General features: G+C 39.7%; 12 protein-coding genes. 10 read left to right on the top strand and 2 right to left on the bottom strand.

Annotated elements, in window-relative coordinates; all coding sequences use genetic code 11:
* Positions 1-13 precede the first annotated feature (13 nt).
* Together FEZ13_RS10230 and tagH are read left to right on the top strand one after the other, a co-directional pair.
* Positions 14-838, top strand: a complete 825-nt coding sequence (locus FEZ13_RS10230; RefSeq protein ID WP_146552541.1) for an ABC transporter permease — start codon at positions 14-16, stop codon at positions 836-838.
* A 23-nt stretch (positions 839-861) separates the two neighbouring features.
* Complete coding sequence (gene tagH, locus FEZ13_RS10225; RefSeq protein WP_146552540.1) at positions 862-1,683, top strand: teichoic acids export ABC transporter ATP-binding subunit TagH; 822 nt, start codon at positions 862-864, stop codon at positions 1,681-1,683.
* Positions 1,684-1,859: 176 nt separating this feature from the next.
* Here tagH and FEZ13_RS10220 read toward each other — a convergent pair whose 3' ends face one another.
* The gene (locus FEZ13_RS10220) at positions 1,860-2,054 is read right to left on the bottom strand and encodes a hypothetical protein (protein WP_146552539.1); all 195 of its coding nucleotides are present in this window, start codon (positions 2,052-2,054) and stop codon (positions 1,860-1,862) included.
* A 136-nt stretch (positions 2,055-2,190) separates the two neighbouring features.
* On the opposite strand from FEZ13_RS10220, the gene FEZ13_RS10215 reads away from it, so the two are divergent.
* A complete protein-coding gene (locus FEZ13_RS10215; protein ID WP_146552538.1) occupies positions 2,191-3,738 on the top strand; it encodes a glycosyltransferase in 1,548 nt (515 codons plus the stop codon).
* Positions 3,739-3,958: 220 nt separating this feature from the next.
* Positions 3,959-4,567, top strand: a complete 609-nt coding sequence (locus FEZ13_RS10210) for a hypothetical protein (RefSeq protein ID WP_146552537.1) — start codon at positions 3,959-3,961, stop codon at positions 4,565-4,567.
* Positions 4,568-4,656: 89 nt separating this feature from the next.
* Here FEZ13_RS10210 and FEZ13_RS10205 read toward each other — a convergent pair whose 3' ends face one another.
* On the bottom strand, positions 4,657-5,607 hold the full coding sequence (locus FEZ13_RS10205) for a nuclease-related domain-containing protein (protein ID WP_146552536.1): 951 nt from the start codon (positions 5,605-5,607) through the stop codon (positions 4,657-4,659).
* Between the two features lie 208 nt (positions 5,608-5,815).
* Here FEZ13_RS10205 and FEZ13_RS10200 point away from each other — a divergent pair, with 208 nt between their 5' ends.
* The 6 genes from FEZ13_RS10200 (at position 5,816) to FEZ13_RS10175 (ending at position 11,566) form a co-directional block, all read left to right on the top strand.
* Positions 5,816-6,658 carry a hypothetical protein gene (locus tag FEZ13_RS10200; protein ID WP_146552535.1) on the top strand — a complete coding sequence of 281 codons (843 nt, stop codon included), beginning with the start codon at positions 5,816-5,818 and terminating at the stop codon, positions 6,656-6,658.
* Positions 6,659-6,837: 179 nt separating this feature from the next.
* Positions 6,838-8,418 (top strand): glucosaminidase domain-containing protein, encoded by a 1,581-nt coding sequence (locus tag FEZ13_RS10195; protein ID WP_146552534.1) that lies wholly within the window; start codon positions 6,838-6,840, stop codon positions 8,416-8,418.
* A 700-nt stretch (positions 8,419-9,118) separates the two neighbouring features.
* The gene (locus FEZ13_RS10190; protein ID WP_146549758.1) at positions 9,119-9,532 is read left to right on the top strand and encodes a BlaI/MecI/CopY family transcriptional regulator; all 414 of its coding nucleotides are present in this window, start codon (positions 9,119-9,121) and stop codon (positions 9,530-9,532) included.
* 3 nt (positions 9,533-9,535) lie between these two features.
* Positions 9,536-10,399 carry a M56 family metallopeptidase gene (locus FEZ13_RS10185; RefSeq protein WP_146552533.1) on the top strand — a complete coding sequence of 288 codons (864 nt, stop codon included), beginning with the start codon at positions 9,536-9,538 and terminating at the stop codon, positions 10,397-10,399.
* A 124-nt stretch (positions 10,400-10,523) separates the two neighbouring features.
* Entirely contained in the window at positions 10,524-11,165 is a 642-nt protein-coding gene (locus FEZ13_RS10180; RefSeq protein WP_255473096.1) for a DsbA family protein, read from the top strand.
* A complete protein-coding gene (locus FEZ13_RS10175; RefSeq protein ID WP_146552802.1) occupies positions 11,165-11,566 on the top strand; it encodes a disulfide oxidoreductase in 402 nt (133 codons plus the stop codon). Before FEZ13_RS10180 ends, FEZ13_RS10175 begins: the two co-directional genes overlap by 1 nt.
* Positions 11,567-11,576 lie beyond the last annotated feature (10 nt).

Raw genomic sequence — 11,576 nt, 5'->3', positions numbered from 1 at the left:
GGAAAGAAACGAAATGAGAGCACTTATTAAAATTATAAAAGAACAATTCAATTCATTTTATTTGATCATGCGCTTAGCAAAATTCCAGTTACGGATCGACAATCAGAATAACTATTTAGGCTTTGCGTGGGAAATTCTCAATCCCGCAATTCAAATGGCAATGTACTGGTTTGTCTTCGGCTTTGCGATGGATCGTGGTGTAATGGAAAGCGAAAACGGTCTTGAGAAGGTTCCTTATGTCTACTGGATGCTCGCTGGGATTTCGATGTGGTTCTTCATCAACAAAGCCATTTTAAATGGCTCCAAGGCTATTTATCAAAGATACGCAATGGTCGCCAAGATGAACTTCCCACTATCCGTATTGCCTAGCTACATCATTATGGGGAAATATTATGGGCATCTCGTACTAGTTGGTGCCATTATAATTGTCTGCTGGATTGGAGGTTATCCCCCAAGTATTTACTATTTACAGTTAATCTATTTCTTAGCGATGAGTTATATTCTGGCATTTGCTATCACACTGTTAACATCAACATTAACGGTTGTAGTTCGTGATATTCAAATGCTGATCCAATCATTATTACAGGCAATGTTCTTCCTATCCCCGATTCTTTGGGATCGTACAACAAACATGGCAGAATGGATTCATCAAATTTTAATGTTAAATCCGTTTTATTATTTAGCGAACGGCTATCGTGCGTCATTGCTATTTCATGATTGGTATATCGTGTCCCATTGGGAACTTACACTGTACAATTGGGCGCTTATCTTTGTCCTATTACTCATTGGCTCGAAAGCACATTTCAAATTCAGAAATCGCTTCTCTGACTTTATCTAAAAATAATATGGGAGAGAATTTACATGGCGGAATCAGTCATTATCAAAAATGTAACCAAAACATATCGTATGTATAAAACAAAGGGCGAACAGCTAGGTGATTTAATCTTCCCAGGTAAAAAAGGGAGTAGCTTCAATGCGATCGAGAACATTTCATTTGCAGTTGAAAAAGGGGACGTTGTCGGTCTTGTTGGCATCAATGGCTCAGGAAAATCAACGCTTTCGAATATTATCGGTGGAATTATTCCTCCTACTTCTGGCGAGGTCATCGTCAATGGGGAAGTCAACGTCATCGCCATTAATGCCGGTCTTAGCAATCAACTAACAGGCATTGAAAATATCGAATTTAAATGCTTGCTTATGGGCTATAGCAAAGAGAAGATCGCTAAAGTGTTGCCTGAAATCATCGAATTCTCAGAGCTAGGGGACTTCATCTACCAACCTGTGAAAAAATATTCAAGTGGTATGAAGTCTAAATTAGGATTTGCTATCAGTGTGACGGCAGATCCTGATATTCTCATCATCGACGAAGCTCTTTCTGTAGGGGATCAAACCTTTGCGGACAAGTCACTTGAGAAGATGAATGAATATAAAAAACGCGGTAAAACGATTTTCTTCGTCAGTCACAACTTAAGTCAAGTACGTAGTTTCTGCACAAAAATCGCTTGGATTGAAGGTGGGCATTTAAGAGAATTTGGCCCAACAAATGTTGTGATGCGAAATTACGCAGCTTTTATCAAAAAATATCACAGACTACCTCCAGCGGAACAAAAAGCATTCCGAGATCAATTAGCAGACCGACGAAAACATAGCAAAATAATGAATCCGGATAATCCGGATGAATAAAAAAATCTGAATATTTACCATATAATTAATGATCGGCTAGGACATAAGTTGAAAACTAATCGATTTTAGCACAAGTCTTGAAGATAGAACTGTATTAAAACATCAGGCGTGTTGATTAGGAAAAAATAGGTAACAAATTTAGCATAATTCTATAAAAACATGTATTTTATCTCCATTTATGTAGATAGGAGTGGTGGCTTGCTCGACTCCCGCGGGAAAAGCAAATAGATGAGACCCCACAGCGTAGCGATTAAGGAACGGAGTTGTAGTGCGCCACGTCCTGTGGCAACGACTCCGTGACCAACATCCTGTTGCCCCCAGCATTCGCCCGCATGAGTCGTGCAAGCCGTAGCGGAAATCAGCGAATACACTATATTTTATAGGAAAAATGGATAATCAACATGCTTGTTAAAATATTTGATTTCATACGGTTTCTTCATTTTTAATGGTCTTGTCCTAGCCTCTTCATTTACCATTTACATATCGCAAAAGGATGTGAATTTTCCAATGAAAAGAACCATATTTATGACTGCATGGGACATGGATGTTGAAAAAGGCGGCGTCAACAAAGTCATGCTTCGCCGTTCTGGACTATTCTCAAACCAAGACTATCGTTCAGTCCTTCTAACAATGGATTTTAAAATGAATTACCCAGAAATTGAAGCAGAATTACGCGCAACAGGTCAGCTAAAACAAGATGTCAAAATCATAAACGTCTACGATTATTACCGTGAACAATTTTCTTCAAAAGAGGTTACAAGTGAACAAAAAGAACAATACGCACAAAATATCAAAAAATATGAAGAGGATTACTGGGTACAAGACGGAGACTATTTTGCACGTTATTTCAGGAATGGAACTTATATCAAATATAAACAATGGGACAACGATGGTATCCTGAAATTTATCGATTATTTCGATGAAAACCGTGTTCGTATTCGCCGTGAAGAATATCATCCACAAGGCTATAAAATTCGCGAAACATTGTATCATCCGGCAAACAACAAAAAAAACCAAGAACGCTACTTCACACCGGACGGATTTTGTTTTTTAACGATGTGGTTCAATCACCAAACGGGGAAACAACAACATATCTATTTGTTCGAGCCGACACATAAAAAAGTAGTGGACTTTGCCAACCGTAGAGACTTCCATACGTTCTGGTTAGAAGAATTATGCCGAACCGAAGTCGTAAAACCTGTAATCATCGTTGACGGAGCAGCAACCGCAGAGCGTGTGATCAATATGGATGATGATTTAGCATTTAAAATTTTCATGCTCCATTCCAATCATTTCGAAAAACCGTATACACTTGGAAGCCCATATCGAAAAGCCGTACAGCCGATTTTAGATATTATTCCACAAGGTTATCCAGTCGTCGTATTAACGGAACAGCAACAACTTGACCTTCACAAGGAAATCGGTAATCGTGGCAATATCCACGTCATCCCAAACTGTGTAGATATACCAGTCGTAAAAGTTGAAAAAGATCCACTCCTTGTGTCCATGGTAGCTCGCTACGCCAAAGAAAAACGAATCGATCAGGCCATCGAAGCCTTCCTAGAAGTAGCACGCGATGTGCCAGGCGCCAAACTGGAAATCTATGGAGCAGGCGAAGAAGAAGAAGAGCTCAAAAAACTGATTAAAAAATTAAAAATAAATCGCAGTGTAAAACTAAAAGGCTACACGAACCGAACCGATGAAGTATTCGCCAAATCAGCTGTTTCACTCGTAACATCCACAGCAGAAGGATTCAGCCTAGTGATGCTTGAATCGTTCGCTAATCGTACGCCAGTCGTCAGCTACGAAATCAACTACGGTCCAGCCCAAGTCATCAAAGACGGCGAAACGGGCTATCTCGTACCAAACGGTGACATCGAAGCCCTAGCCGATCGCATCAAACGTCTACTAGAAAACCCAACAGATGCCGAACGAATGGGCGATAGCGCCTTTAACCTAATCCAAGAATCATACACACCAGAAACCTACTACAACCAATGGCGCAAACTAATCGAACAAACCATTGCCGAAAACATGCAAAAACCACTGCTATAAAAGGATAAAAAGACAGTCTCAGTCGCAAACTGCACCCCAATTGTTAGACACTATCTAACAATTGGCGGTGTAGTTTTTTATCTGCTTTTAATTTATTGAAAATCTATGGAAGAAGGGTGCCATCCACGGAAGAAAGGGTTCTATCCACGGAAGAAGGCTCCCAATCCACGGAAGAAGGCTCCCAATCCACGGAAGAAAGGGTTCTATCCACGGAAGGAGGGTGCCAATCCACGGAAGAAGGTTCAATCCACGGAAGGAGAGGCTCCATCCACGGAAGAAGGATTCCAATCCACGGAAGAAGGATTCCAATCCACGGAAGAAGGATTCCAATCCACGGAAGGAGGGTGCCAATCCACGGAAGAAGGCTCCCAATCCACGGAAGAAGGGTGCCAATCCACGGAAGAAGGTTCAATCCACGGAAGAAGGCTCCCAATCCACGGAAGGAGAGGCTCCATCCACGGAAGAAGGCTCTCAATCCACGGAAGAAAGGGTTCTATCCACGGAAGAAGGTTCCATCCACGGAAGGAGAGGCTCCATCCACGGAAGAAGGGTGCCAATCCACGGAAGAAGGTTCAATCCACGGAAGAAGGCTCCATCCACGGAAGAAGGCTCCCAATCCACGGAAGGAGAGGCTCCATCCACGGAAGAAGGGTGCCAATCCACGGAAGAAGGGTGCCAATCCACGGAAGAAGGCTCCCAATCCACGGAAGAAAGGGTTCTATCCACGGAAGAAGGGTGCCAATCCACGGAAGAAGACTCACACCAATCCACGAAAGAATCCCTCCCATCCACGGAAAAACAAATTGTATCCACGAACACAACAACTTAAGTCGTTCTATTCACTTTCTCCATTCTCTACAACCATCTCATTCCTCGTATCTAATCTAACTGATATTACTAATATTCCCATAAAACATATCACCGATCATGAAGCATATATTTAGCACATCTATTTTTCCCCACCCTTATTAAGTTCATATTTTGTATCATTCTATAAGATTGATTTGGATTACGGATGCCAAGAAATTCTCGACATTCTGTATTAGTAATAGAATTATTAATTATTCTTAAATAATCATATATTGCCTTCTTATGAGCATCTGCACTCTTATGGCTGCAACTTGGACATACCCAATAACGAGGAATCCTTTGCATGCCGATTTTTCCACACTTTTCGCAAAAAACTCCATTTAGTATATCTTTGCGTAAAATATTATATCGATCAATTAATGGGTATGGATCAAAATCTTTATGATGACTCAAAAAATAGTTTTTACAAGATTCTAGATCATTGTCAGTTATAGACTCAGTATTTACAGGTATATTTCGTATAAAAGATTTCAATTCATTTTTCCGCAGAATTGTTGTTTTGTTAGAATTTTGCTCGATGAAACTTGATGTAAAAGGAAAAACTATTGCGCCATATACGGGGATGTTCAATCCCTTATTCAAAAAGAAATTTTTGAGTTGATACATATATTCTTCTAGCTGGGGCTCCGGACTGTTAAACACATTAACTTCTCCATTAGGTAATGTTCGGACGAGTTGGCTTGGATTTTGCCTTAATACAACAGTCCCTTTAATATTTTTAACCTCTAAAATGATAATATAATGTGCAGTCAAAAACAAAATATCAAATTGGACACGCGTTTCTAGCAATAAAGAAAGATTGTGAAATACATAAAAATGATAAGGAAGTTGAAGCTGTTCCAATACTTCTATCACGACCTTCTCACCAAAATCCCCTGCCTGAATATGGTTATACTCATCTATTAATGCTTCCCGCTTCGGATTTAATGTCGAAAGCCGTTGAATCATCCTATCTAGTGCATCCAAGTAATGTGTTTCAGAAAAAGCCTTACCAATCAAGAAATCCCCTCCATCGCTTCTATTTTTAAATAGAATTATATAGAGGAGCCAATTTTTATGCAAAACCGAAATTAATAATGAATAATCAAAAATGATAATATTTTAATTAAATTAACTTAACAATGCTGCAAAAATATTATAAAAATTATTCAAAATCTAATTTCGCTCATTTTTTATAGAAATTATGAAAATTTTTCGACAAATAAATGTGTTTAGAAAAAATTCAACATTCCTATTTACGAGAAACAAGTTCCAATCCACGGAAGCAGAGATTCCATCCACGGAAGGAGAGGCCCAATCCACGGAAGGAGAGGCCCAATCCACGGAAGGAGAGGTTCCATCCACGGAAGTAGAGGTTCCATCCACGGAAGCAGAGATTCCATCCACGGAAGGAGAGGCCCCATCCACGGAAGGAGAGGTTCCATCCACGGAAGCAGAGGTTCCATCCACGGAAGTAGAGGTTCCATTCACGGAAGCAGAGATTCCATCCACGGAAGCAGAGGTTCCATCCACGGAAGTAGAGGTTCCATCCACGGAAGCAGAGGTTCCATCCACGGAAGCAGAGATTCCATCCACGGAAGGAGAGGCCCCATCCACGGAAGTAGAGATTCCATCCACGGAAGGAGAGGTTCCATCCACGGAAGCAGAGGTTCCATCCACGGAAGTAGAGGTTCCATCCACGGAAGGAGAGGCTCCATCCACGGAAGCAGAGATTCCATCCACGGAAGGAGAGGCCCCATCCACGGAAGTAGGAGCTCCATCCACGGAAGCAGGGGCACCATCCACGGAAAAAGGATCCAATCCAAGGAAAGGAGATTCCATCCACGGAAGAAGAGATCCAATCCACGGAGGGAGCCTTTCCATCCACGGAAGAAGACCCCCAATCCACGAAAGAAAGGGCTCCATCCACGAAATACCCCCTCCCATCCACGGAAAAACAAATTGTATCCACGAATCAAATAATTTAAGTCGCCTACTTCACTTTTTCTCCGCCTCCTCACCTTCCGCCTCTCCACAACCATCCCCCAACTATTCATTCAAAAAGCTATAATTCGTCACTAAAATGCATTTTTTTCAGAAAAGGATATTAAAAAAGAACGTTCTTGGCAAAAATAGTTATGTATAATTCTCAAAATTTTTCAGAACTAGTCTGAAATACCCGTTCACCTGGAAGAATTATTCCTATACAATAATCTTATAAGGATAGACGGAAAGAAGGGGAGACCAAAAATGAAAACCAGTATTCAACGTATAGGCTTGATTCTCTCAATCCTATTAGCAGCGATTTATATCACAAATGGACAAGTCTCTGCAAAAGAATCAACATCTTTTGTCAAAACAAAAATCAACGAGATTGCGCACATCAAATCCAAAGTTGATAAAATCTACAAAAGTCCTGATGATAAAAACAAATTTAAATTGGCGAACACAACCTACACAGGGCGAGCCTATTACGCAAAAAGTAAAACAAAAATCGGCAAAACAACGTATTACCAACTTTACCAAGGCTCTAAAGAAATAGGTTGGGTTGCTTCAGGCGACCTAAAGCTCAATAAACGTACGCTCCTCAACACGAAAAAATCCACTGCATACATATCGGGATCAGGAACAGCTTATGACATACCATGGGGCGGCACCAAAAACAAAAAGTACACATTAAGTAACTATCGCGCAAAAACATTTCAAATAGTCCGTACCGAAAAAATAGGGACAGCAACTTGGTATCAAGGAACACTAAGTGGCAAAAAAGTTTGGATTTCAGCAACAAATATCGAAACAAATCCATACATCGCACTGAACCTTCGAAAAACGTCTAATATGACAGCGAAGGAAATGCAGACCTTTTTATTAAGTAAAGGAAAATTACCAAACAACATCCTTTATAAATTAGCTCCAACATTTATCACATTGCAAAATGAAGCGGGCATCAACGCACAATTCATGTTTGCACATGCTATCCTAGAAACGGGATGGGGCAGCTCGACCATCGCAAAATACAAAAACAACTATTTTGGCTACCAAGCATATGACACCTGTGCGTTAACATGCGCAAAATATTTTCCAACAGGGAAAGCTGGCTTAAGTGCCTATATCTACAAGATTTATCGAGATTATCTAACAAAAACAGGTGCTTACTATAACGGGCCAACATTACTAGGCATGAACGTCAAATATGCGACGGATAAAGGCTGGAGTGAAAAGATCGCCAACCTGATGAAGCAAATGAAACCATATAGCAGTTCCTATTACAGCAAAAAAAGTGCAAGTACAAAAGTATTCCCAGCACCAAAGGAATACGATAACGTCATTCCGTCATCAAAGGCACAGCCAGAACAATATCGTGCCATGCCATCAGCGATTACGGCAAAAGTTAATGTCACGGCAGGGGCAACGGTTTATAGTTTGCCATATATCTATTCATCGCGCTATGGCATATATAAAAAAGGAAAATCTATCACACTAAAGGCTTATCACACGGACGTCCGCGATTTCAAAAACGCAAGCGGTAAAGTGGTTCGCTGGTATCGAATTAGTTATAGCGGCAAACAAGCATGGGTACGCAGTGATCAAATTGCAGTCGAAAACTTGGCATTCACAACAAGTGATGGATCAAACTTAAGAGCTGGTGCTGATACAAAATATACAAAAGTTGCATCCGTCAAGAAAAACACACCTGTTAAATTGGTGAAAAAAGGAAACAAATTTGTCACAAAAAAAGATAAAAATAAAAACGTATGGTACCAAATCTACAAACCAGGCACCACCAAAAAAGTCTGGATTAGCGGTTCACTCGTTCAAATGTACAACTAATTCAAATGACACTGGGACAAAAGTATTTCAGCTAATAAAAAATCCGAACTACGAAACGAAATTCTAATCAGAATTTCACAGTAGTTCGGATTTTTTTATTATAGTTCCATAAGTTCAATTATTTGGCTTTAGGAGAGGCCTGTTTAGTTCTGGCTCAACCCTTTTTCTATCCATAAAACCCCCATCCATTCATTAAGCATTACTACAGATTACAAAACAAATTTCTCCCCATCAACTAATAAGTAACCTCACTACAGGTCAGCTCCTACTGATGATTTGGTAAAATTCCGCTACTACGAATCAATCCCATTTATGAAGCGACCAAACTCCGTTATCTACGGATTGGCTCAACCCCTACCATTACAGATTAGCCTACCCTATGAATCAACAAATCTTCACTGGCTCAAATCCTCTCAATAAATTGACCAAACTCGTTATCAGTTGATCAACTCTCACCAATATATGGACAAACCCCTGTTGCTACAACCCATTCAGCTCAAAGAATCGACGCTCCCCTCCACTGCTACAACCCATCCACCCCAAAGAACCGGCGGACTCTCCACTACTACGAATCAACTCCTCTCAAAGAATCGCCCAAGCTCCACTATCACCAATTGACGCTCCTCCAAAAAGAAATAACAGTTGACGCCCACTCTTCCTAACACTACAATGAGTAATGTAACGATGTGAGGTGTCCAATATGAATATTCGTAAATTTAAGATGCATGAAAGTGGACTCAATCGTTTCTTTGGGCCGCTTGAAGCCAAGATTATGGACATATTGTGGAATCATGATGAAATGACCATCAAAGAAGTCCAACATATTCTTGAAAAAGACAAGACGAAAAATTTTAATACGGTCATGACAGTGATGAACCGGTTAGTAGAAAAGGGGATCCTTCAAAAGAGAACCGAAGGAAGATCTTCCCTGTACAAACCCGTTCAGTCTAGAGATGAATTTCTCAATGTGCAATCCAAAGAAATGACCACTGAGCTGATGGATGAATTTGGCAATGTCGTGGTCAGTCATATGCTCGATGCGCTAGAGGATGTTGATGACGAACTAGTGGCCAAACTTGAGATGAAGATTAAAGAACTAAAAAAGGAACGATAACATATGGAAAAACGCCAAAAACGCATATCCGGCATGATGTTAATCGCCACATTTTTGATCTCTGGAACGATCTTCTTACAGATGGCTTTGTATGTCATAGCTATGACTACTGGTTGTGCAAGTTTAAAATTCCACAACCTTGTTGAAGTATGCCATGTGACATTAAAGGCGATCGGCTTATCATCATTTGAATACCTTCTTGATACCTTGGTTGTCTTTACATTACTATTTGCACTATGGAAATTAGGTTCGGAAATGGTCCGCTACTTCACGTTGAAGATAAAATTCCGTCTATATCAAAATTCTGCATTAACGAAAGAGTTAAACAAAAAATGCGGCGCAAAAAAAGAATCGATCATCGTCATTTCTTATCCTGTTCCACTTGCCATTACAATGGGATTTTTATCACCTAAAGTGATCATCTCAACAGGTCTTATGAATTTACTGAATGATGACGAACTCGACGCGGTTATTTACCATGAAATGCATCACCAAAAAAACCTCGATCCGCTAAAAATCTTTTTGCTATCATTTTGTGCATCATCATTTTTCTACATTCCGATCTTAAAATGGTTTAGCAGTCAATATCGAATTATTCAAGAATTATTGGCGGATAATTTAGCGATTGAAAAGCAAGCCACACCGTTGAATATTGGGAGTGCACTGTTGAAAATGCTGAAAGTAGGGAAGGCAGACGCAACGCCTTTGGTTTACGTATCATTTGCGGATACCTCGATCAATTACAGAATCGAATATATGTTAAATCCCTTAAAAGATTTTAAACTGAAAATCCCAGTAGACATAGCTTTCAAATCGGTGATGATTTTTAGCTTGATCTGCATCGTATTTATTTACGTGCTTGCGTAGTGCGTAAATTTTTTGCACGATTGCACTACATTATGTAGTTATAAAGACTGGACATCAAGTAAACTTTTGGAATGTCAATCATAAATTGCACTACATTATGTAGTAATAAAAGGAGAGAAATCATTTGTCTAAGAAAATATTTTGGATGATAGGCGTTATCGCGATCTGCCTAATCGCTCTAATTGTACTAAATGGAAAAAGTGATAAATCCGCAGCTTCAACCATCGATTATAAGGATCAGCCTTATATTGGTAAAGAGTCTGCACCAGTAGAAATCGTTGAATTTGGCGATTATAAATGCCCTCACTGTGCCGAATTCAATGAAAGTCTACTGCCTTACATCCAACAACAATTTGTTGAAACAGGAAAAGCAAAATTATATTTCATGAACTATGCATTTATTGCACCGGATTCAACAACAGCTGCACAATTTGCTGAAACAGTCTATCAACAACTAGGCAACGAAAAGTTTTGGAAATTCCACGAATTACTATTTGCGAACCAAACAACAAAAGCCGGCAAAGAAAATCAAATGACTGAAGATTTCTTGAAAGCCGTATTAGGTCAAGTTGCTAATAAAGCTGAAACTGAAAAAGTAGTAAAAGCATTCGAAAAAAACAAAGCAAAAGATGCTTTCAAGAAAGATATGAAAACAGCAAACAAATTAAAAGTACAAGCAACACCAGCGATTTTCATAGGCGGTAAGGAATTTAAGGGAAAGACAATGGACGATTTCAATAAGATGGTAGATGAGGCTTCCAAATGATCAATAAACCATTATTGCTTGCATGGGTCACGTCCATTATCGCTATGGGAGGTAGCCTATTTTTTAGCGAAGTGATGGACTTCATCCCATGTACCCTTTGCTGGTATCAGCGAATTTTAATGTATCCGCTTGTCATCTTTCTAGGAATCGCTTTTTATCATCAAGAAAAAACCATTTACAAATACATTTTACCGATATCCATCATCGGGATGGCAACTTCGAGCTATCATTATGCGCTCCAAAAGATCCCATCCATGCATGAATTCGCGACATGTACAAGTGGCGTTCCATGCTCTGGTCAATATATTAATTGGCTTGGTTTTATCACCATTCCATTTTTAGCATTGATTGCTTTTACCATTATTACGATTTCCATGCTTGTACTTTGCAAACGCAAATAAGGAAGGAGAT

Origin of the sequence: Rummeliibacillus sp. SL167 (genome assembly GCF_007896505.1) — a bacterium.
Taxonomy (GTDB): Bacteria; Bacillota; Bacilli; order Bacillales_A; family Planococcaceae; genus Rummeliibacillus; species Rummeliibacillus suwonensis.
The sequence above is the reverse complement of the archived record's forward strand: the minus strand, read 5'-3'. Positions and strand labels throughout refer to the sequence as shown.

Bases quoted from the DNA above. Each gene is read 5' to 3' on its own strand.
- tagH (WP_146552540.1), top strand. From the start codon at position 862: ATGGCGGAATCAGTCATTATCAAAAATGTAACCAAAACATATCGTATG.
- FEZ13_RS10190 (WP_146549758.1), top strand. From the start codon at position 9,119: ATGAATATTCGTAAATTTAAGATGCATGAAAGTGGACTCAATCGTTTC.
- FEZ13_RS10195 (WP_146552534.1), top strand. From the start codon at position 6,838: ATGAAAACCAGTATTCAACGTATAGGCTTGATTCTCTCAATCCTATTA.
- FEZ13_RS10185 (WP_146552533.1), top strand. From the start codon at position 9,536: ATGGAAAAACGCCAAAAACGCATATCCGGCATGATGTTAATCGCCACA.
- FEZ13_RS10230 (WP_146552541.1), top strand. From the start codon at position 14: ATGAGAGCACTTATTAAAATTATAAAAGAACAATTCAATTCATTTTAT.
- FEZ13_RS10215 (WP_146552538.1), top strand. From the start codon at position 2,191: ATGAAAAGAACCATATTTATGACTGCATGGGACATGGATGTTGAAAAA.